Here is a 21,615-nt window from a genome sequence, read left to right as displayed (position 1 = left end):
AAAACAGTGTTAATTATTACATAACAATGGCTTTAGGCCATAGTTAGACTAAGCATAATAATCAATTGCTGAGTTTGACCGCACATAATTTTGTGTTGGCTTTAACTCAACCTCGTTTGCATTGGCCAATTGTTGTTCAGTTTGGGCACTCCCGCTGCCTTGTTGCAAAGATTGGTTGGTTTCTTTTGAGCCCGATTGCTGCTGCCCAACATGGCTTTCACCGAGATTAATTCCTTGCTGAGATAATAACTCACGTAATCTTGGCATGTGCTGTTCGACCAGCTCTTTACTTTGGGGTTGGGTTGTTTGAACATTGATACTCAATTGATCATTTTGCATCGACAATTTCACATGCATGCTGCCTAGCTCCGCAGGATCTAATTTGATTTCAGCTTGCGTTACCCCTTTATTGATCATCATGGTAATGCGCTCTCGCAGCACGCTAGGAGCTTCTTTCGCTGCCAATTCAAACTTTTGGCTCACTTCAAAAGCATTAAGAGAAGTGGCCGCCGCCCCCTGTGTTTGGCTAGCGCCAGTTGCATTTATGGAAGCAGCAAAGACTTGATGCTGCCCCAGCCCTCCCACATTCTGTGCTTGAGCCTGAACTTGATTGGCGGGCATAGGTTGTGGGGCTGTCGCCATCGGTGATGGCTGCATGCTTGTGTCTCGAGGAGTGCCCTGCCCTTTTAACCCGGCTTGAGTTTGCTCTTTAACTAAGCTTTCACGGGCATTTGAATCCTGTAGCTCAGCTTGAGCAGCCAATTCCTTGCCTTGTTGTTTTAACACGGCTTTTGTATCTACTTTATCACCCAATGAGCCCTCTTTATTAGCTGAGTTGTCAACTGGGAGTTCAGCGGATAACTTTGGTCTTGTTTGGGTTGACTCTGAACTAACATCACTCGCGCTTAACGGCTCCTGCTTAATGGCGCTATTGTGAGAGCTGGTTAACGTTTGGCCAACATTGTCACTTGGAACAAGTTTAACCACTTGGCTAGCATTCCCAGCCAAAGCCTCTTCCTTTGTTTTTAGCGCGCTAGTTTCATTTTTTGCTTGAACCACTTTATCAGGCTCTTGAGACACCTTAATTGAAGATGCGAGCTTAACCTGATTATTAGTATCGGCTCCTATCAATGACGCATTTTTCTGTTTCTCTAGCGCCTGTTTTCCTTGTTCCGCTTGCTCTTGTGATAGGGATTTCTTAGCATCTTCGGTCTCATTCATCGCGGTTGAAGGCATTGCTGAAACTTGCCCTTGCGCTTGTTTCAATTCTTTATTAGCGCTAACAGATGAGGGTTCACCATCTTGGTTCGATTTAGCATTGGCTATTTGCTGCTCGATAAATTTAGATTCTGGTTTAGGGTTTGTGTTAGCGGAGTCCGCCACTAGTTTGTCAAATGAACGCGCATTACTGGCTTGCTCCTCATTTGCTAGCGGTTTTTTGTCTTGAGATTTTTGGTCTTTCGCTTCTTCGACTTTAGCTTCTTGAGTCAACGCTGATAATTGAGCTTGAACCGATACCAGCTTTTCTGTGCTGCTTTGTTGTGCTTTTTCATTACTCGCGGCCAGATTATCTTTTTGAGGCTCACTCACTTCGGCTTTGCTAGTGTTGATCTGCTCTACAGCAATGACCTTAGTACTTTTATCTGCTAAGGTTTTGGACTGAATTTTATCGCTTTGATCTGTTAGCTCGGGCGTCAATTGCGACAAGCTAGACAAGGGATTCGATTTGCCATCAGTCGGGTTTTGTTCTCCCTCACTGTTCTCCGTCATGGTTTTTAAATCGGCCAGTAATTGGCTAATAGGGTTCAGGGGCGTGTTTATAGCGCTATGCGCTTGGTTAGTTGGCACAGGCTTACTTGAATTATCTGATTGCTCGAGCGTTATGGTCTCTGAGGCAGTCTCTTTGCTATTCTCGCTATCAGAATCCTTATCAACAGCTTGCTGTTTGGGTCTGATCTGTTGCTGCGCGGCTTGGATCTGAGCCAATATATCTTTGCCCGTCGATTTTTCATCCTGAATTTGCTGAGTAAGCTCTGCATCTTGCTCAATTGCCATTGCCTGCTCAGGCTCTGACGAAAGAGAAACATCATCCTTTACTTCAGAGTCAGTCTGGTTGTCATTTTTTTGGCGCTCCGCTTTTAAGGCTTCGGCCTTATCTTGCCAGGCCCGTTTAACGCTTTGCTGTTGCATCTCTTGCTGCTGATGCTCGGATTTTTTATTAATAGCAGCTTGGTATGTTTCTTTGAAATCAAGCTGTTTTTCTTGCTCAAGATTTGAGTCGGCGATCGCACTCACCGATTCTGAAACAGGCGCTTTGCTGCCATTCAATTGCACTGATTGTGTCATAGACTGCATCGTAGACTGCATCATACTTACATCCGTATTCTAGGCGGCAAAGGATTGCCGAAATTGCAACTTAGATATCGCTTTAAACGCGTTTTTCGTATTATTAAAAATGACTGCAAAAACTATTCCACAACTTCAAAAACGACCATAACAAGTTATTTATTTTCAATCGACAAGCAGGCAATGAAGCGGTTTATTGCAGTTAGAAAGAAGGGTTTTGTTTTTGATAGAATTGAAAGTTAGCAAATTCATCGAGCATTTTTTGCTCAAGTTTATCCGCTTTTTTCTGAGCGGCGTGTGCACGTTTAGCTAGTAAGGTTTCGACCGCTTTGCGTTTGCTTTGCATTTCTACCCAATGGCGTTTTTTTAGTTCAACCTGATGCATCACTTTGGGTAAGGCCGCTTGCTGCTGTAGCATGGCTTCTTCTAGCTTTACGATAAACTTTTGATAATACGAGTAACTATCAGCATATAAACCTGACGCCCCTTTCTCATGCATCTGCTTAACGTATTGATTTCGATAATTTTGCAAATTTGCAAACTGTTGGCGAAAGGCAACTAACTGCTGCTGTGCTTGCGCCAGTTCTTGCACCGCTTGCTGTTCATGTTTCTTGTGCTGCTCTAAAACCAGTATAAGTGCTTTATCTGACATGCCTTTCCCTACTCAGCTAGCATCAAGCCAGCCTAATTTCTACGGCCACCATTGACGAACTCTTGTGCTAATCCCGCTAATTGACTCAAACTATTTTCGTAATTAACAGATTCTTTCATAGGTTGCTGCAAAAAATGATCCAATCTCGGCTTAATATTGATGGCTTGATCGATTCTAGGGTCACTTCCGCGTGAATATGCGCCGATGGTAATGAGATCTTTATTTTCCTGATACAAGGAATAGGCTTGTTTTATGGCTCGCGCTAACATTTGGTGTTCATCACTCGTCACCATTGGCATCACTCGGCTGATTGACTTAGCCACATCAATAGCAGGGAAATGCCCAGCGTCTGCCAGTTCACGAGACAACACAATATGGCCATCTAAAATAGCCCGAGCAGCATCGGCTATGGGATCTTGTAAGTCGTCCCCTTCGGTTAGAACGGTGAAAAATGCGGTGATCCCGCCTTGGCCTTTGCTGCCATTACCAGCTCGCTCAACCAAGGCCGGCAGCTTCGCAAAGACCGATGGTGGATAACCCTTAGTGGCTGGCGGCTCACCGATCGCCAACGCAATTTCACGTTGCGCTTGAGCAAAACGCGTCAACGAATCCATCAGCAATAGCACATTAAGGCCTTGGTCGCGAAAATACTCCGCCACGGTTAATGCCGTCTCACAGCCTTTTAATCGCATTAAAGGGGAAGCATCGGCTGGCGCGGCAATCACCACCGACCGGGCACGCCCCTCATCGCCTAAAATATCATCGATAAATTCTTTTACTTCGCGACCACGCTCACCAATCAGTCCCACTACCACCACATCGGCGCTACTGCCGCGTGTCATCATGCCAAGCAGCACACTTTTACCCACCCCGGAGCCGGCAAAAAGACCCATACGTTGGCCTTTCCCAACCGTGATCATGGCATTAATCGCTCTCACCCCCACATCCATAGGTTGGCGAATAGGCTCCCTGGCTAACGGATTAATGCGGGCACTGCCATATTTTACGTGATCGGGACTCATTATATCGCCTAGCCCATCGAGAGGGTTACCGACACCGTCAATCACGCGACCAAGTAATTCCATCCCCACCGGAATACCTTGAACCTCACTCATAGGAATGACTCTAGCGCCAGGTAATACACCAGAAAGACGCTCACTGGGCATTAAGAATAACTTATCACCCGAAAAGCCAACCACTTCAGCCTCAATAAGCCCATCTAAGGTTTCAACCTGACATAAGCTACCTAATGGCGCACTACAGCCAATGGCCTCGAGCGTTAAACCAACGACGCGAGTCAATTTTCCGGCGGCAATCGGCTTAGGCGCCAAATTTTGGCTGCGATAGCTGGCTAAACGTTGGCTAAGGTAAGTCATCGCTATCACGAGTTGGATTGTCATCAGGAGAAACAGCATCATGCTCAGCGGCTTCACTTTCCTGTGCAAGCATATCTTCGGTCAGATTAGCTGCTTGCTCGTCAGCGCTTATTGCCTGTGCAGTTGAGTTGTCGGGTGCCAAAGTTTGAGTTTGCGGCGCAATAGGCTCTGGAAGTTGTTCGCTAACCGCGAGCTCGGCAGCTTCGCTGGCCTCTTTCATCTGTTGATTATTGGCGGTTAAAAATTGCTTCAGCACTTGATTGATCCGCGTTTCAAGCGGGTAATCAACACTCGATAATTCGGTTTTCACCTGACAATCCCCGCGCTGCAAACTCGGCTCTGAAATTAAAACCCAGCCGCGTTTATCACATTCTTCTGGTGAATAAACTTGCGTGATCATCTCAATATCGTCCGGGTGAAAATGCAGATGCATGCTTTGGTTAGCAAAAGGCAAGACATCAATGGCTTGCTTTAAGGCGGTTAATACAACTTGGGGGTTTGTGGTTACTTCGGTGCGCACAATTTGTTGGCTAAGTTGCAACGCTAATTGTACCAGTTGCAATTCAACATCTTGAGTTAACTGAGCCAGAGGGTTAACCAATTGCGTCATTAATTGCTGCCAGATGGCGGTTTGCTCATTAATTTGCTGCTCGCCTTGAACTAAGCCTTGAGCAATACCTTGGGCTAAGCCTTCACTATGGCCTCGCTCTAATCCTTCGTTATAACCCCGTTGTTCACCTTGTGCATAACCTTCCGCTTGGCCTTGCTCAAATCCTTCTTGATGAGCCGCTAGACGTATGGCTTCAATTTCTTCTAACGACGGCGGAGCCGGTGGGGCTTGCTCTTCTTCTGGCTCAACATCTGGCCGATGAAACCAGTCATGAGGCATATTCAGCGCATTGGTAACTTCTTCACTGGGCGCAACTTCAACCTCAGGAATTTGCCAAAGCTCGGGCTTGTCATCATGATCAGAAGCAGTTGTCATTATAAGAACTCATCTCCACCGCCACCGCCAAGCATAATTTCACCTGCGTCAGCAAGTCGGCGCGCCACCGATAGAATTTCTTTTTGCGCCGCTTCAACTTCACTCACCCGAACAGGGCCCATGGCTTCTAAATCATCTGCCAACATTTCAGCGGCACGTTTAGACATGTTGCGCATAATTTTATCTTTAAGCTGATCATCAGCGCCTTTCAATGCACGTTGCAGTATGTCTTGCTGAACATCACGCAACAGCGCCTGAATCCCCCGGTCGTCAACATCAATAAGGTTATCAAATACAAACATAAGATCTTGAATTTGTTGACTCATTTCTTCATCAGACTCACGAATAGAGTCCATCAATGGACCTTCAATGCTGGTATCTAAGTAGTTCATGATATTGGCAGCTGCTTTCAAGCCACCCATTTTCGCCGCTTGTGCACCCGCTTGACCCGCAAATTGTTTTTCCATGATCTCGTTGAGTTCTTGTAATGCAGCAGGTTGAACTTCTTCTAAATTAGCAATACGCATCATCAAATCAAGGCGCACCCGTTCAGGGAATTGGCTCATGATCTCAGCGGACTGCTCTGGCTCAAGGTAAGACAATACAATGGTTTGAATTTGTGGATGTTCGTTTTGGATAATGCTGGCCACTTGACGGGCATCCATCCATTTCAGTGAGTCCAAACCGCGAGCACCGCTCCCCATAACAATCTGTTCAACGAGGTTACCGGCTTTATCTGCACCAAGGGCCTGAGTTAGGGCATTACGAACAAAGTCTTCGCTGCCGATACCGATATTGGTGAACTTCTGAATATCTTCGACAAAGCCGCGGTGCACTGCGGTCACTTTCTCTTGGGAAAAATCTTTCATCGATGCCATCGCCATACCTAAGCGTTGCACCTGTTTTGGCTCAAGGTGGCGAAAAATTTGTGCGGCATCTTCCTCGGTTAAACTCAGCATCAGGATGGCCGATTTTTCGAGTCCCGTCAGCGATGAAATATCAAACTTTTCTGGGGCTTTTTTTTCGTTAGGCATCTTCGTTTAACCAATCTTTGATTACTTGGGCTGAAAGATCTGGCTCATTGGCCACTAAGGCACGCACAGCTTTCACTAAATCTTCATCTTTGTGTAGATCAGGTAGAATGAATTGACCATCCTTAATTCCAAAATCTAACTCATCGGCATCGGCTGCCACCAGTTTAAGATCGTCATCCCCAGCGAGTGATCCTACTGCGCCACCCATATCGAAATCTTCTTTGTCCACGGCTTCTGGGTAGAGTAGCTTTTTCAGCATAGGTCTGATGATGGCAAACACCACAATCAAGATAACCAGCATCGAGCCGCCAAAGCGCAGCATTTGATAAAACTGATCCGATTGCCAAAATGGCGGTGCTTCGACGTTTTCAAGCTCAGGGCGGTTAAAGGGTACGGTTACCACTTCCAAAATATCACCGCGATTAACATCAAAGCCTAAGCCACCTTGTAATAACCGGCGAATACTGGCTAATTGCTCAGGCGTTCTTGGAGTGCGAGTAAGCGCACCTTCTTCGTTAGTTTGTGCTTGATAATCAACAGCAACCGATACCGTTAGCCTGCGCACAAAACCCGATTGTTGGCGTGAATGACTAATGGTGGTATCCAGTTCATAATTACGGGTTGCTTCTTTATGGCTGCTGCCCACTGCGCCAGCACTCGCTCCCTCTGTCGCATCTTCAGGGATCTCGGCGTCCATTGGTGGCTGATTGGTTAGCGCCCCCGGTACGTCAGCGCCGTCGCCGCCCATGGTTGAGTTTTCAACCGTCATTTCACTGCGCAGCGCGGGCAAATCTGGGTTGTAGCGTTTTTGGGTCTGCTCTACCGCGGTGAAGTCCATGGTGACATCCACTTCGGCGGTATAGTTATCAAAACCAACCACGGGGATTAAAATAGAATCAATCTTGTTTTTGTATTCTTCTTCGCGCTTACGCTCTAATTCGAATTCTTTTCGGCTTTTGGCCGCAAGCGGGTCTTGGCTGCCGGAATTAAGCAAACGACCTCGTTGGTCTGTTACCGTAACGCGAGATGGCTCTAAATTTTGCACTGCAGAAGAAACCATATCGACAATCGAATCGACTTCTTCTTGGCTTAAGCTATTGGCTCGGCTTACTGTCACAACAACCGTCGCACTGGCTTTTTGTTCACGGCGGGTAAACACATTTTCTTTAGGAATGGCCAACAGCACTTGCGCTTTTTGCACATTTTTCATCGCTTGGATGGCTAAAGCGAGTTGGCGCTCACGGCTGAGTTTTAAGCGTTCACTTTCAAGTCGCTGACTGACCCCAAATCCCATGTCTTGCATTAGGATCTCATCACCTTGCTCATCAACGGGAGCAACGCCATTGCGAGTCATACGCATTTTAATTTGTTGATAATCGTCAGCAATCACCATGATGGTGTTGCCTTCTAACTCGTATGGAATTTTTTCTTGGTCAAGAAAATCTAGGGTGGTAATTAGCTCTTCCGTGTTAAAAGAGCCTAACGGGCGGTAATCCGGCGCTTTACCCCACAGCCATAAAATCACCACAATAGCGAGAACGATGGCTAAACCTATGATGATGGTGACTTGTCGCAGCACATCAACATTACCGAGCACAGACAGCGCGGAGCTTTTTTGCTCACCTTGCTCAAGTTGATCGCTTTGACTCATGGCGGTGCTGTTAGCGCCAACCATTAAGTCTGTATTTGGGTTCGTATCAGCCACGTAAAATATCCTTTAACTACACCGGCATACTCATAATTTCTTTGTATGCTTCTACTACTTTGTTGCGCACTTGTACGGTTGCTTCAAATGCCACACCCGATTTGCTCGATGCAATCATCACATCACCTAAGCTTACACTACGATCGCCCATTTCAAAGCGGTTGCGCAACTCACTGGTATTCTGCTGTAAGCCATTTACATTGTCGATAGCTTGTTTCAGAAGTTGTGAGAACTCCCCATGTGTAGACGAAGTTGCAGGCAATTGAGATTCAAGCCCTTTTGCTTGAAGCGACAAGGCTTGCATTTCATTAAATAACATTGATGAGTCGGTTACGTTCATTGTTGCCTCCAAAACACTGTCAATTTGTTGACCTAAATTCGTTAAACATGCTTATTAACAGTTATGAATGGAAGAATGCAATTTGTAGGCCAAAAGTAAAAAAGGCGGGGAATCCGCCTTTTTTACTTGAATAACAATGACTTTTTAAACGGTTAAACCTGACTCTTTCATACGAGCCAATTTATACCTTAAGGTTCTTGGACTGATCCCTAGTTTTTCTGCAACATCTTTACGCTTGCCACCACAAGCTCTTAATGCATCCAATATAATTTGGTGCTCTTGCTGTTTTAGCTCATCACCTAACTTTTCCTCAGGAATTGAGTCGACATTTTGAACTCTTGCTTCTGAATAAGGCGCACTGGACAGCGGTTGTACGCTTTGTCCCGCAGCTATCAGCTCGTCTTCTAAGATCAAGTGGTCTAGCTCAATCGTCGTTCCGCCAGCCAAAATAAGCGCGCGTTGCACTACATTTTCCAGTTCACGGACATTGCCGGGCCAAGGATAGTCAATTAATCGACGCTTGGCATCATCAGACAAAGTGAATGGTTGCTCACTATGGCGCGTGATTAAGTGCTCGGCGAGTGGGATAATATCCCCAGGTCGCTGCTGCAGCGGCAGCCATTGCAAGGGGAATACATTGAGTCGATAGTATAAATCCTCTCTGAATTTACCCTCACTGACGGCTTGTTTCAGATCGCGGTTACTGGTCGCTAATACTCGCACATCTAATTTCACGGTTTTACGACCGCCCAGACGCTCAACTTCTTTTTCTTGCAACACCCGTAATAACTTAGATTGCAGGCTTAACGCCATTTCGGTGATTTCATCAAGTAAAATAGTGCCGCCTTGGGCTTGTTCAAATTTCCCCGGACACGCTTGTACCGCACCGGTAAACGCCCCTTTTTCATAACCAAACAAGGTAGCTTCGAGCATATTTTCTGGAATAGCCGCGCAGTTAATCGCGACAAACGGCTGCTCGCTACGAGGCGACATGTCATGAATATAGCGCGCCATGATTTCCTTACCCGCGCCACTTGGCCCTGTCACCATGACTGAGGCATCGCTTTTTGCGACCTTAGCTGCCAAATGAAGCAGGGCTTCGGTACTCGGGTCGCCATAAACGGGTTTACCCGATTCACATTTTTGCGCAGGCGCATAACGGCTGACTTGGTTGAGCAGCACTTCGGGTGCAAACGGCTTGGCCAAATAATCAATCGCCCCTTCACGCATCGCCTTAACAGCATCGTCAATGGTGGCATAGGCTGTCATTAGCAACACAGGGATATCAGGATATTTGGCTTTGATGTTTTGCAATAAGGTCAACCCCGACATGCCGCCCATTTGAATATCGCTGATCACCAAATCAAAGCTGCGACGACTGAGTGACAATAAAGCCGCCTCACCGCTGTCGGCTTCGGTGCATTCATAATTGGCCAACATTAAGGTATCAACCAAGGCTTCACGTAGGCCGGCATCATCTTCGACCACTAAAATCTGCGCTGTAGACATAAGGCTAACCTCCTACTACCTGCGCTGGCATCGACGCCACCGCATGCAATGGTAAACATAAAGTGAAACAACTGCCCTTACCCACCACAGAAGTCACGTGCATCTCTCCCTCATGGGCTTTAGCAACAGACTGCACGACGGCTAATCCTAACCCCGAGCCTTGCGGTTTAGTGGTGTAAAACGGCTGAACGATTTCAGGTAACAATTCTGCGGGGATCCCAGGACCATTATCCAACACACTGATTTCCACCATGGAGTCAGCATTACAACTGGCGCGCAAGTGAATTTTGGCGCCTTCACCACAGGCTTGCAGCGCGTTGTGAATCAGGTTACCTATCGCACTGGCAAGGGCATTTTTATTAGCGAGCAGATATAAATCAGGATCAGGCAGCGCAATACTTAAACTAGCATTGGCGCGCTGCATCATGGCGTCACTGCCTTGCTTCACTTCTTGCAGCAAACATTGCAATGACACTTCGCTAACCACTTGTTTTTCACCGCTACGAGCAAATAGCAACATATCGGTCACTTGAGTTTCTAAGTCTTGTAACCGGCTCATCAGTTTTGCCTGAAAGCTAGTGCGAGAAACCTCAGGTAAATTGTGACTACCTAGGTTAGCGGCATAAAGCATGGCAGCCGACAAGGGCGTGCGAATTTGATGGGCCAGTGAGGCCACCATATTACCCAATGCCGATAAGCGCTTCATTTGCGCCATTTTATCCTGTAGCTCACGGGTATGGGTTAAATCTGTTAATGAGATCAACTGACCAGAAAATCCCTCTAAAGGCGAAATAGACAGTTGGATCTTTTTGCCATTGGCAAGGGAGACTTCGTGACCATCATCGGCTTGTGGCGCAAAGGCACGGCGAATGATATTAAACCAAAGCTCGCCCACCAGCGGATCACCCAGCAATTCAATTGCGACCGGGTTAGCTTGCGTTACTCGGCCATAGTTATCGAGTAAGATCACCCCTGACGGTAATAAGTCAAACACGCTAGCTAATGAGCAATGCTGCGCTCTTAGCATGGCTAACTCACCGGGAAATTGTTCTTTTTCTAATTGCAGCTCAGTCACAGTCATAGACACAGTCAAAACCCTGGCACTTAATAACATATGTTAGCCATATGCTATATCCGTGCCAAAATTTTATTCCTTTTACTGCAATGAGTTAGCTGGTGTTTTGCGAGAGTTATTCTTTTGACGAGAGCCCGTACTTTTTCATTTTTTCGACTAAAGTCGTGCGACGCATGCCCAATTGATCGGCGGCTCTGGCCACTACACCACCTTGTTGATCCAGTGCTTGACGGATCATATCCACTTCAAATTCCGCCAGCATGTCTTTCAGATTGACACCCTCTTCAGGTAATGCCGAGCTGTTAGCGTGGCTGGTAGAATGCATATTAGCGGAGCTAAACACATCCTGAAGCGCATCTTGTTCATCGCCTTGTTGTTGACTTTGGCTGCCAGCATCGGGATTAGCAAAATCTTCGTTAAAAATACTCAGCAAGGCCTCGCGCTCAGCAAACTCGCTGGGCAGCTCCATTTTTTCATCTTCGGTTTCAAGATGGCGATATTTAGCTGGCAGCTCGCCCACATCAACAATTTTGTTAGGGTGAAGGATCAGTAAACGCTCGACCAAGTTGGATAATTCACGTACGTTGCCCGGCCAAGAATGTAACATAAGCGATTCAATGGCACGCTGAGTAAAACGTAACGTCGCATTGTGCATGGTTTCATGACGCGCTAATAGCTCCTGCAATAATAGCGGCACATCATCTTGGCGCTCACGCAGTGCGGGAGTTTCAATCGGAAAAACGTTTAAGCGATAAAACAAGTCTTCACGAAACTTACCTTGGGCAATCATGTCTTCTAGCCCTTGATGAGTGGCCGCGATCACGCGCACATTGGCTTTCAGTGATTTAGCCCCGCCTACGCGCTCAAAGGTGCGCTCTTGTAGCACCCGCAATAATTTCACTTGCATCGGCATTGGCATATCACCAATTTCATCCAAGAATAATGTGCCACCTTCGGCTAATTCAAAACGCCCCTTACGCGCAGCAAAAGCGCCAGTGAACGCGCCTTTTTCATGACCAAACAATTCACTTTCTAATAAATCGGGCGGAATAGCACCACAGTTAACCGGTACAAATGGGCCGTCTTTGCGATCAGAAATTTCATGAACCGCTCGCGCCACCACTTCTTTACCTGTGCCCGACTCACCTAAAATCAACACACTGGCCGCCGTGCCGGCAACTTGCTCAATTAAATGACGCACTTCTTGGATCGCATCACCCTTACCGACCAACATTTTCAGTAAGTAAGAATTTTGACTTTGCTCTTTAAATTGGCCAATTCGACTTAAATAAGACTGACATTGATGCAAAAGTCGCGTTAACTCATCATAACTAAATGGCTGGCTTAATTGCCCTAGATAGTTAGGCTCGTCCACTTCAAGGCTTGCGCACACACCGACAAAAGGCAGCTGAGGATGCTGTTTAACGATTTCAAGCGCTTTTGAAGGCGGAACCTCACCTAGCAGGACCCCTTTATACGGCAGCTCAATGTTCACATCCGAAATATCTTCCAGATGCTGCGACTCTTCACCAATAAAAGATAGAATCGTTTGTAAAAGGCATTGATTTTCTTCACTGCTATCAATTATTAGCACCGGCAAGGGACTAGCCATTCGCATTCCTCATAAGTTAAACCGCTGGAAAATTGACTAAAGGCGGTTTATTGACGCTTCCATTTTAGAGGATCTTAAGCAGACTACAAGTTCAGAACAAAACGAGTGTCACAAATTTGACGCATGATATATATTAAGTCGCATCAGGGATGATACATCCCCTTATTTTCCAAACAATAACCGCCTATACTCAAGATCTTGGTATAAATCATGCAATTCTTGCCAACACTGCTGTTGCAACGCACATTCACTGAAATAAGCGACATTAAATATGTTTAACAACAAAAATATTTTAATAACGGGTGGCACGGGATCTTTTGGTAAACAGTTTATCGAAATCCTATTGAGTAAATACCAACCTAAAAAAGTTATTGTCTATTCCAGAGACGAATTAAAACAATTCGAGATGCAACAAGATTTCAATCAACCCTGTATGCGTTATTTCATTGGCGATGTTAGAGACGCCGAACGCTTAAAACGAGCCATGAAAGGCGTTGACTATGTCATTCATGCTGCTGCACTAAAGCAAGTGCCAGCTGCCGAATACAACCCAATGGAGTGCATTAAGACCAACATTAATGGAGCTGAAAATGTCATCAATGCCGCCCTTGATAATGAGGTCTGTAAGGTCATCGCATTATCCACCGACAAGGCTGCTAACCCTGTTAACCTTTATGGTGCCACCAAACTGGCATCCGACAAATTGTTCGTTGCAGCCAACAACATGGCGGGAGGGCACAAAACCATATTCTCAGTTGTTCGTTATGGTAATGTGGTCTGCTCTCGCGGCTCAGTTGTACCGTTTTTTCAAAAGTTAATTGATGACGGAGCGGCTGAACTGCCGATTACCCATGAAGAGATGACCCGCTTTTGGATCACGTTGCCACAAGGGGTCGATTTAGTGCTAAAAAGCTTTGAGCGCATGCTTGGCGGTGAGATTTTTGTACCTAAAATTCCTTCTGTGAAGATTACCGATCTCGCCAAAGCCATGGCCCCCCATTTACCACAGAAAATCATTGGTATTCGACCAGGAGAAAAACTCCATGAAGTGATGTGCCCTGCCGATGATTCGTATCATACCTTCGAATTTGGAACCTACTTCGTTATTGCCCCTAGCATCAGCTTCAGCTCTCGCAGTAATGACTTCAGTCGAAATGCTTTGAATGAACAAGGGCAGGTAGTGGCAGAAGGGTTTGAATATAATTCAAAAAACAACACTCACTTTCTCAAACCAGAAGAAATATTGGATTACAACCGATAATGGCTGAGTTTATCCCATATGGTAGACAATGTATTACTCAAGCCGATATTGATGCGGTTGTTGATGTTCTTAAATCAGATAATTTAACCCAAGGCCCCCTAGTTCCAGCCTTTGAGCAAGCGGTAGCCAAGTACTGCCAAGCCAAGTATGCCCTTGCTTGTAATAGTGCTACCTCGGCGCTGCATTTAGCCTGTTTAGCGCTCGGTGTGGGTCAAGGCGATCGCGTTTGGACCAGCGTTAATTCTTTCGTTGCATCGAGTAATTGCGCTTTATATTGTGGTGCCCAAATAGATTTTATTGATATCGACATCGCTACTGGTAACTTATCTATAGCCGCCTTAATTAAAAAGTTAAAACAGGCAGCAACTAATAACACCTTGCCTAAAGTCCTGATCCCAGTTCACTTTGCAGGGCAAAGCTGTGATATGCAAGCAATCTCAAACCTAGCAACAGAGTATGGCTTTCGGGTTATAGAAGATGCATCTCATGCCATTGGCGGGCAATATTTATCCCAACCAATTGGTCGCTGCCAATATAGTGATATTTGTATATTTAGCTTCCACCCAGTTAAAATTATCACCAGTGGTGAAGGAGGCATGGCCTTAACTAACCAAGCCGCGTTGTGGAAAAAAATGCAATTATTGCGCAGCCATGGCATCACTCGAGAATCAGCCGAAATGCGAGAGCCATCCCATGGGGATTGGTATTACCAGCAAATTGAATTGGGTTATAACTACCGAATGACAGATATTCATGCTGCATTAGGTTTACGCCAACTTAACGAATTGGATACCTGGGTGGCGAAGCGTCATCAATTAGCAAAGCGCTACATAGAAGCCTTTCAAGGTACTCATATCGTACCTTTAGACCAAACACCGTTAAACTACAGTGCTTATCATTTATTCGTAGTGCGCCTTGCAGGTTTGAGCTTCAGAAGCAAACAACACATTTTTAATGAGCTTCGCAAAAAAAATATTGGGGTTAATTTACACTATATTCCCATTCACCTTCATCCTTACTACCAACAACTCGGTTTTAAGCAGGGCGACTTCCCTGTGGCAGAGCAATACTATCACCAAGCATTAACCTTGCCGTTGCATCCTGGCCTCAATGAGCAACAACAAGATTATGTTATTGAACGACTCAAGCGACTTTACCTAAAGGAAGCATCGTGAAGCTGGCCTTAGGTTGTGTTCAATTTGGGCTGGATTATGGGATAACGAATCAGCAAGGTCAGGTAGCAAATGAACAAGTGCGGGCTATCCTTGCGCGCGCCGCCTACCATGGCATCAAAACATTAGATACCGCAGCGCTGTATGGCGACAGTGAAACCGTGTTGGGCCAATATGCTCCACTTCTACCGTCCGCCGAGGTGATCACAAAATTAGGAGACATCACCTCACCAGAGCAAGTGCGCCAAGGGCTCGAAACTAGCCTAACTAAACTCAACCGCAAGGCAATCCACGGCCTATTACTACATCGTCCAGACATATTGCTCACCCCCCAAGGCGCAGCCATCGCATCCCAGCTCAATGCCCTTAAGGAAGAACAGAAAATAAGTTTATGGGGCGTTTCTGTTTACCATCCAGAGCAACTGATACAGCTATGTAATCGAGTTAACTTTGATTTAGTGCAGCTACCCTTGAATATCTTTGACCAGCGTTTTTTACAGCAAGACCTGCTTAAGCGGCTAAATCAGCAAGGTATAAGTATTCATGCCCGTTCACTATTATTGCAAGGATTACTATGCCAAGGACAGTGGCCAGCAGCTTTCAACCGCTGGCAGCCTCAATTACAACATTTAAAAAACCTTGCCAAAGAGCACAATATTAACTTGTTACCACTCGCATTAAGTTTTTGCCACCAAGTGAAATATGTGGAACGATTTGTGCTTGGTTGTCAAAGTGTATCCCAACTGGATGAGATTGTGACAGCATATAAAACGACCCAAGGTCTTGAGATCGACTTCTCAAAGCTTGCTTGTAACGATCTAGACTTTATCTTGCCATCCAATTGGCCACCACAGAGTAACTAATTTCCTGGCTTCACTTAGCCATATTCAAGAGGCAGGTATGATCCTAGCAATTTTACAGGCAAGAGTTTCTTCAGCGCGGTTACCCAACAAGGTGCTAAGGCCCATTTTAGGCCAGCCGATGTTGAGCCATCAAATTGCGCGCATCAAACAAAGCAAACGTATTGATAAACTGGTTTTGGCCACCAGCAATGAAGACAGCGATAAGCCTCTAGTTACACTAGCAAGCGCTTTACACATCGAATCGTTTCAGGGTAGCTTAAATGATGTACTCTCTCGATTTTATCACTGTGCCAAACAGCATCAAGCGAGCCATATTGTTAGGCTAACGGGTGACTGCCCCCTTGCCGATGCGCAAATCATCGACCAAGTAATAGACAGTCACCTTTCTAACCATAGCGACTATAGCTCGAATTGCCATCCCGCCACATTTGCCGATGGTTTTGATGTTGAAGTGATGACATTTGCGGCCTTAGAGCAAGCCTATCAATTGGCACATGAGCCAGAAATGCGTGAACATGTCACATTATACTTAGCAAAGCACAATAACCTAGCGAAATCCAATGTGACCACATGCCCCGACACTTCAGAGTTTAGAGTAACAGTGGACAATCTAGCTGATTTTGAGCTTGTAGAGCAGATTTTTTTAGATATGGTTAAACACAAAAAAGAATACCACTATCAAGATATTATTGACTGGCTGCAAGCTAATCCAAAGGCCAGTCGCGCCAACAGGCAATATACCCGAAATGAGACTTTGCCATCATGTTACAAATAGATCCTAAATACCAAGCAAGTCATACCTTGTATCAAAAGGTAAAACAAATCATTCCGTTGGCTTCGCAAACTTTCAGTAAAAGCAAACTGAGTCTACCCTATGGCGTCAGCCCATTATTTTTAGAGCGAGGTAAAGATTGCCATGTTTGGGACGTTGACAACAACAAATACCTTGATTTTATCAATGGTCTACTTTGCGTTAGCTTAGGCTATCAAGATCCTGATGTAGATGAAGCGGTAGTAGCACAAATAAAACAAGGCGTCAGTTTTTCTCTTCCGCATCGGCTTGAATATGAAGTTGCCACGCGCTTAGTAGAACTTATCCCTTGTGCAGAAATGGTGCGGTTTGGTAAGAATGGCAGCGATGTTACCGCTGCAGCGATTAGGCTGGCTAGAGCTTATACAGGAAAAGAACACATCGCCGTTTGCGGTTATCATGGCTGGCAAGATTGGTATATCGGTGCCACCAGCCGAAATGCAGGGGTCCCACAATCCACCATAGCACTTACCCATCCCTTTCCATACAATGATCTTAGCGCATTAGAAACGCTATTAAGTCAGTATGAGTTTGCCGCCGTGATCATGGAGCCGATGAATATCAAGACACCGGAGGCTGGCTACCTACAAGGGGTAAAAAAACTGTGTGAAAAATACCAATGTGTACTGGTGTTTGATGAGATAATTACCGGATTTCGTTTTGATTTACGCGGCGCTCAGCACCTGTTTGACGTCACTCCCGATCTCACCACCTTAGGAAAAGGCATGGCCAATGGCCATCCTATTTCAGCAATTGTCGGAAAAAAAGAAATCATGTCGCTCATGGAAGATATTTTTTTCTCAGGCACCTTTGGCGGCGAAGCATTATCACTGGCCGCAGCGAAAGCCTGCATTGATAAAATGCAGCGACTTGATGTCCCTGATAAGCTCAACCAGTTAGGTTCACGGCTACAAAACGGACTTGCCCCTATCCTCGCCCAAAGCGAGCATTTTTTCTTGGGAGGGCACCCAAGCTGGACGATCCTTAGTGTTCAAAACGACCCCCATCAATTAATTAAAAGTGTTTTCTTGCAAGAAATGTATCAAAGAGGAATCTTAACCTTAGGGACACATAATTTAAGTTTCGCTCATCAAGAAGAGCACATTGATGCATTAATTTCTGCCTACCAAGAGGTGATTCCTTTCATTGAAACTCACCTTAAAAACCAAACCTTAGATAAGGCGCTCAGAGGGCAAGCGATTGAGCCTGTGTTTAAGGTGAGATAATGAATTGTTTGTTCCGAGTCGATGCAAGTAACGAGATTGGCTTTGGTCATCTCATGCGGTGCTTAACGCTTGCTAAGCAGCTAGCTAAGTATCAAATTGAATCTCATTTCTACTGCAAGCAAAGCGATAGCTTTGATACTAACATGCTAAGTAATGCTGGCTTCACTGTACACTTAATCCAAGAAGGTGATCAACTTGACGAAAGGCAGGATGCGCTAAACACGCTCGCGCTAATAAAAAGAATCACCCCCATATGGGTGATTTTAGATAACTATCAACTTGGCTCTATATGGCAAGCAGCTCTTGGTTCTGAATTACCTGCAATCAATTGTAAATTATTGGTTATTGATGACTTATGCCGCCCTATTGCATATGCAGATTTGCTACTAGACCAAAGCTTAGGTCGACAACAACAAGACTATACCTCTTCGGTAAAAGGCTGTGACTTCGCAGTAGGCATCAACTACGCCCTACTTAGGGAGCAATTTTTACAGCGGGTCGCCAGCGCTAAACAAAAACGTAAATCCCTCACTAGTCGGCATTTACTTGTTTCCATAGGCGCCACAGATCCGTTGCAGTTGACACTTAAAGTGCTTGCTAGTTTGAATCAACTGCCTGCTTCCTTGTTCCCTAAAGTGACAGTCATTCTGTCACGCCACGCACCCCATTACCAACAAGTTGACCAACTAATCACCAGTCAAAAATTGCGCAATATCTCTCTCCTAAGTGAGGTAGAAGAGATGGCTGAGTATATGCTTCAGGCTGACTTTGCTATTGGAGCATGTGGCACCAGCAGCTGGGAGCGAGCCTGCTTAGGGTTACCCAGCATTTGTTTTGTTGTTGCCGACAACCAACGCTACTTGAGTAAAGCGCTAATGCAATATGGATTGTGCTACATCGCCGATGCAGGTATCACGGCTCAAGCTCTTACATCTCAGATCCAACAAGTGGCCAATAGTCCCGAGCGATTGATGATGAGCCAACACGGCTTTGAACTCGTGGATGGTAAGGGAACCCAGCGATTAGCGATAATGATGCTAAAGCAAAGTGCCCCAGGTTTAGTATCGCTGCGTCCTTTTTGTAGCGCCGACATGGAAGTAGTTTACCAATGGCAGCAAGTCCCAGAAATACGACAGTTTGCCAGAACTCCCCGAGCGCCAAGTTGGGAAGAGCATCAAGCTTGGTTTAAGAACATGCTTGAAAATCAAGATAATAACTATATTATCGAATGGAATCGCCAAGCTTGTGGAGTCATTAGATTGAGTGCCACAGCACAACCAAGCCAATGGGAAGTATCCATTCTTGTGGCCCTTGATTTTCACGGACTTGGCGTAGCGTCAAAAGCCCTGGCGGCCTTACAAACCAAGCACAACGTTACCATGATTGCAGAAATATCCCCTAACAACCAAGCCTCTATCCGATTATTTACCCGTGCTGGATTCACTCAAACCTCATCACGGATCTATCAATACAATGGAGCTGATAAGCATGTTTAACTCTGATCCTACGCCATCAATCGCTCCTATAACCATTCAAGGGCGAGCCATAGGGAATGGCTTAAAACCGTATGTGATTGCAGAAATTTCGGCCAATCACAATGGTAGCTTAGAGCGGGCATTGCAATTGATTGAACGGGCTAAAGAAGCCGGCGCAGATGCCGTAAAAATTCAATCTTATACTGCCGACACAATGACACTTAACAGCAACAAATCAGATTTTACAATCACCGCAGGACCTTGGCAGGGAAATACTTTATACGAGTTATACCAACAAGCGCACACCCCATGGGATTGGCACCCAGCTCTCTTTGCCAAAGCAAAACAAGTGGGCATAACCCTTTTTAGCTCCCCTTTTGATGAAAGTGCTGTCGATATGCTTGAGTCATTAGATGCGCCAGCTTATAAAATCGCATCGTTTGAAGCCTTAGACTTCCCCTTGATTGAATATGCAGCCAAAACCAAAAAGCCACTGATCATATCTACTGGACTGGCGACTTTAGAAGAAATTACCGAGTTGCAACAATTTTTGGCGGGCATTGGGCATCAGGCCTACTGCTTATTACATTGTGTCAGTGGCTACCCTACGCCGGTTGAGCAATCTAATGTAATGACCCTGAAAGATCTTCAGCTACGCTTTGGATGTCATTCAGGACTGAGCGACCATAGTCTAAGCCATGGCGCAGCACTTGCGGCCAGCGCGTTAGGGGCGGCAATGATAGAAAAGCATTTTACCCATCATCGTGATGACGGCGGACCAGATGCTGCTTTTTCCTTAGAGCCGGCTGAGCTAACGACCCTATGCCAGCTTATTGAACAGGTGCATCTAGCCAAAGGAAGCGTCAATTACGATCGCAAACCCGCAGAGCAAGCCAACCTACAATTTCGTCGCTCTATCTATGCCGTAAAAGACATAGCAAAAGGTGAAGCTCTCACCCCTGAAAATATAAAACGCATTCGTCCCGGTCATGGCCTTGCACCTAAATATTACCATGATGTGATTGGCGCAACCGCCAAATGCCATATTAGCGCAGCGCAGCCTTTATCCCTTGATGATATTATTTTAACCAATCCAGCTCCCTCATGTTAAAGCTTAACTCAGAACAGCTCATCGCAATTTGGTCACAATTGTCTGGCCATGATTCCAATTTGGCTCTTCAGCTCGCGTCAGCTGAGCAATGGCAATCAGTCACAGCCCCCATACCCTCGATGCCGGTTGATTATTTATGGCCTGTCACTCAGTATTACCATCAATATAATTTGTCTTATGCCAATGAAGCCATTTTTTTACCTATAGTGCTCACTCAACAACAACAAGTGATCGCCATTTGGCCAGTAAATCTGGTTTTGACATACAATGGCTGGCAGCTGCAGAGTAATTCAGGTCCCCTGTTATGCCCGCTGTTTCTATCAAGCCATCTATCGCTCTCCTCGCGTAAAAAAATCATCAAGCGTTGTATCACTTGGCTCATTGAAATTGCCCATGGATGTCATATAAAGCAAGTACAAGCCTGCCAATTGTCCTATTTTGATAGTGACCCCAATTGGGCACTGACATGGATGAGCCATGGCGCTTCACTTGATAGCCAGTATGAAAGCTTGGTTGATTTAACCATGTCGCCTAACCAATATAAAAAGCACATCACTAAGGGTGCTTTGGCGGATATAAAAAAGGCTTTAAACCTATGGCGATATGAATATGTCACTCACATGAGTGAAACCCAGCGTGATAAATTTGCCGCTCTTCACCTTAACGCAGCAGGCAAGGTGACTCGCTCAAAGGAAAGCTGGGAAAGTCAGCGTCAGTTGATTAACCAAGGCGTCTCATTCGCCATTTTTGCCTATGATGAGCTTGATTCATTAATTGGTGCTGCGCAGTTTATCTATGGTCACGGCTTTTCGACATACGCATTCGCCGCTTATGATCGCAGTTTATTTAAATTGCCTATCGCCCATGGAGCACAACAGCTGGCCATGGACTTCTTAAAGCAGCGAGGAATGAGTTGCTACTTATTAGGGCAACGTTGTTTCGCAGGTGAATCGCCACCCCCTACGCCGAAAGAGCGCAGCATTGGCGATTTTAAATCCAGTTTTGCTACTGACTATCAGCTCAAGCACATTTTTTCGCTTGCGATAATGAAGGACCATTAGC

General features: G+C 45.7%; 18 protein-coding genes. 8 read left to right on the top strand and 10 right to left on the bottom strand.

Features of this window, described 5'->3' with window-relative positions; genetic code table 11:
• Positions 1–48: 48 nt before the first annotated feature.
• The 10 genes from ACK8OT_RS00400 to ACK8OT_RS00355 all read right to left on the bottom strand — a co-directional run bounded on the left by ACK8OT_RS00400 (position 49) and on the right by ACK8OT_RS00355 (position 12,634).
• On the bottom strand, positions 49–2,370 hold the full coding sequence (locus tag ACK8OT_RS00400) for a flagellar hook-length control protein FliK (protein WP_410194531.1): 2,322 nt from the start codon (positions 2,368–2,370) through the stop codon (positions 49–51).
• 178 nt (positions 2,371–2,548) lie between these two features.
• Positions 2,549–2,998, bottom strand: coding sequence for a flagellar export protein FliJ (gene fliJ, locus ACK8OT_RS00395; protein ID WP_410194530.1), 450 nt, complete (start codon positions 2,996–2,998; stop codon positions 2,549–2,551).
• 32 nt (positions 2,999–3,030) lie between these two features.
• Entirely contained in the window at positions 3,031–4,374 is a 1,344-nt protein-coding gene (gene fliI / locus ACK8OT_RS00390) for a flagellar protein export ATPase FliI (protein ID WP_410194856.1), read from the bottom strand.
• The gene (gene fliH / locus ACK8OT_RS00385; RefSeq protein WP_410194529.1) at positions 4,361–5,359 is read right to left on the bottom strand and encodes a flagellar assembly protein FliH; all 999 of its coding nucleotides are present in this window, start codon (positions 5,357–5,359) and stop codon (positions 4,361–4,363) included. Before fliH ends, fliI begins: the two co-directional genes overlap by 14 nt.
• Positions 5,359–6,393 (bottom strand): flagellar motor switch protein FliG, encoded by a 1,035-nt coding sequence (gene fliG, locus ACK8OT_RS00380; RefSeq protein WP_410194528.1) that lies wholly within the window; start codon positions 6,391–6,393, stop codon positions 5,359–5,361. The genes fliH and fliG overlap by 1 nt, the downstream gene beginning before the upstream one ends.
• Entirely contained in the window at positions 6,386–8,098 is a 1,713-nt protein-coding gene (gene fliF / locus ACK8OT_RS00375) for a flagellar basal-body MS-ring/collar protein FliF (protein WP_410194527.1), read from the bottom strand. Before fliF ends, fliG begins: the two co-directional genes overlap by 8 nt.
• 16 nt (positions 8,099–8,114) lie before the next feature.
• Complete coding sequence (fliE, locus tag ACK8OT_RS00370) at positions 8,115–8,438, bottom strand: flagellar hook-basal body complex protein FliE (protein WP_410194526.1); 324 nt, start codon at positions 8,436–8,438, stop codon at positions 8,115–8,117.
• Between the two features lie 144 nt (positions 8,439–8,582).
• Complete coding sequence (locus tag ACK8OT_RS00365) at positions 8,583–9,947, bottom strand: sigma-54-dependent transcriptional regulator (protein WP_410194525.1); 1,365 nt, start codon at positions 9,945–9,947, stop codon at positions 8,583–8,585.
• Between the two features lie 4 nt (positions 9,948–9,951).
• On the bottom strand, positions 9,952–11,028 hold the full coding sequence (locus tag ACK8OT_RS00360) for a sensor histidine kinase (protein ID WP_410194855.1): 1,077 nt from the start codon (positions 11,026–11,028) through the stop codon (positions 9,952–9,954).
• Positions 11,029–11,137: 109 nt separating this feature from the next.
• Positions 11,138–12,634 (bottom strand): sigma-54 dependent transcriptional regulator, encoded by a 1,497-nt coding sequence (locus tag ACK8OT_RS00355; RefSeq protein WP_410194524.1) that lies wholly within the window; start codon positions 12,632–12,634, stop codon positions 11,138–11,140.
• A gap of 271 nt (positions 12,635–12,905) precedes the next feature.
• Between ACK8OT_RS00355 and pseB the strand changes: the two genes are divergently transcribed.
• The 8 genes from pseB to ACK8OT_RS00315 are packed head-to-tail and all read left to right on the top strand — an operon-like array spanning position 12,906 to position 21,614.
• Positions 12,906–13,895: a UDP-N-acetylglucosamine 4,6-dehydratase (inverting) gene (gene pseB / locus ACK8OT_RS00350; RefSeq protein ID WP_410194523.1), complete on the top strand. Its 990-nt coding sequence runs from the start codon at positions 12,906–12,908 to the stop codon at positions 13,893–13,895.
• Positions 13,895–15,070, top strand: a complete 1,176-nt coding sequence (gene pseC / locus ACK8OT_RS00345; protein WP_410194522.1) for a UDP-4-amino-4,6-dideoxy-N-acetyl-beta-L-altrosamine transaminase — start codon at positions 13,895–13,897, stop codon at positions 15,068–15,070. The genes pseB and pseC overlap by 1 nt, the downstream gene beginning before the upstream one ends.
• Complete coding sequence (locus ACK8OT_RS00340) at positions 15,067–15,930, top strand: aldo/keto reductase (protein WP_410194521.1); 864 nt, start codon at positions 15,067–15,069, stop codon at positions 15,928–15,930. Before pseC ends, ACK8OT_RS00340 begins: the two co-directional genes overlap by 4 nt.
• A gap of 37 nt (positions 15,931–15,967) precedes the next feature.
• A complete protein-coding gene (locus ACK8OT_RS00335) occupies positions 15,968–16,705 on the top strand; it encodes a cytidylyltransferase domain-containing protein (protein ID WP_410194520.1) in 738 nt (245 codons plus the stop codon).
• On the top strand, positions 16,693–17,967 hold the full coding sequence (locus tag ACK8OT_RS00330) for an aminotransferase class III-fold pyridoxal phosphate-dependent enzyme (RefSeq protein ID WP_410194519.1): 1,275 nt from the start codon (positions 16,693–16,695) through the stop codon (positions 17,965–17,967). Before ACK8OT_RS00335 ends, ACK8OT_RS00330 begins: the two co-directional genes overlap by 13 nt.
• A complete protein-coding gene (gene pseG, locus ACK8OT_RS00325; RefSeq protein ID WP_410194518.1) occupies positions 17,967–19,463 on the top strand; it encodes a UDP-2,4-diacetamido-2,4,6-trideoxy-beta-L-altropyranose hydrolase in 1,497 nt (498 codons plus the stop codon). Before ACK8OT_RS00330 ends, pseG begins: the two co-directional genes overlap by 1 nt.
• On the top strand, positions 19,456–20,553 hold the full coding sequence (gene pseI, locus ACK8OT_RS00320) for a pseudaminic acid synthase (protein WP_410194517.1): 1,098 nt from the start codon (positions 19,456–19,458) through the stop codon (positions 20,551–20,553). The genes pseG and pseI overlap by 8 nt, the downstream gene beginning before the upstream one ends.
• Positions 20,547–21,614 carry a hypothetical protein gene (locus ACK8OT_RS00315; RefSeq protein WP_410194516.1) on the top strand — a complete coding sequence of 356 codons (1,068 nt, stop codon included), beginning with the start codon at positions 20,547–20,549 and terminating at the stop codon, positions 21,612–21,614. Before pseI ends, ACK8OT_RS00315 begins: the two co-directional genes overlap by 7 nt.
• The last annotated feature ends 1 nt before the right edge of the window (position 21,615 follow it).

Source organism: Motilimonas thetidivivens (genome assembly GCF_046452435.1).
GTDB lineage: Bacteria > Pseudomonadota > Gammaproteobacteria > Enterobacterales > CBDFNC01 > Motilimonas.
This window is presented reverse-complemented; position numbering and strand designations above follow the sequence as displayed.

Bases quoted from the DNA above. Each gene is read 5' to 3' on its own strand.
- pseI (WP_410194517.1), top strand. From the start codon at position 19,456: ATGTTTAACTCTGATCCTACGCCATCAATCGCTCCTATAACCATTCAA.
- fliH (WP_410194529.1), bottom strand. From the start codon at position 5,359: ATGACAACTGCTTCTGATCATGATGACAAGCCCGAGCTTTGGCAAATT.
- ACK8OT_RS00335 (WP_410194520.1), top strand. From the start codon at position 15,968: ATGATCCTAGCAATTTTACAGGCAAGAGTTTCTTCAGCGCGGTTACCC.
- fliJ (WP_410194530.1), bottom strand. From the start codon at position 2,998: ATGTCAGATAAAGCACTTATACTGGTTTTAGAGCAGCACAAGAAACAT.
- pseB (WP_410194523.1), top strand. From the start codon at position 12,906: ATGTTTAACAACAAAAATATTTTAATAACGGGTGGCACGGGATCTTTT.
- ACK8OT_RS00360 (WP_410194855.1), bottom strand. From the start codon at position 11,028: ATGACTGTGACTGAGCTGCAATTAGAAAAAGAACAATTTCCCGGTGAG.
- fliG (WP_410194528.1), bottom strand. From the start codon at position 6,393: ATGCCTAACGAAAAAAAAGCCCCAGAAAAGTTTGATATTTCATCGCTG.
- fliI (WP_410194856.1), bottom strand. From the start codon at position 4,374: ATGACTTACCTTAGCCAACGTTTAGCCAGCTATCGCAGCCAAAATTTG.
- ACK8OT_RS00330 (WP_410194519.1), top strand. From the start codon at position 16,693: ATGTTACAAATAGATCCTAAATACCAAGCAAGTCATACCTTGTATCAA.
- ACK8OT_RS00355 (WP_410194524.1), bottom strand. From the start codon at position 12,634: ATGGCTAGTCCCTTGCCGGTGCTAATAATTGATAGCAGTGAAGAAAAT.
- ACK8OT_RS00400 (WP_410194531.1), bottom strand. From the start codon at position 2,370: ATGATGCAGTCTACGATGCAGTCTATGACACAATCAGTGCAATTGAAT.
- ACK8OT_RS00365 (WP_410194525.1), bottom strand. From the start codon at position 9,947: ATGTCTACAGCGCAGATTTTAGTGGTCGAAGATGATGCCGGCCTACGT.
- fliE (WP_410194526.1), bottom strand. From the start codon at position 8,438: ATGAACGTAACCGACTCATCAATGTTATTTAATGAAATGCAAGCCTTG.
- ACK8OT_RS00315 (WP_410194516.1), top strand. From the start codon at position 20,547: ATGTTAAAGCTTAACTCAGAACAGCTCATCGCAATTTGGTCACAATTG.
- pseC (WP_410194522.1), top strand. From the start codon at position 13,895: ATGGCTGAGTTTATCCCATATGGTAGACAATGTATTACTCAAGCCGAT.
- pseG (WP_410194518.1), top strand. From the start codon at position 17,967: ATGAATTGTTTGTTCCGAGTCGATGCAAGTAACGAGATTGGCTTTGGT.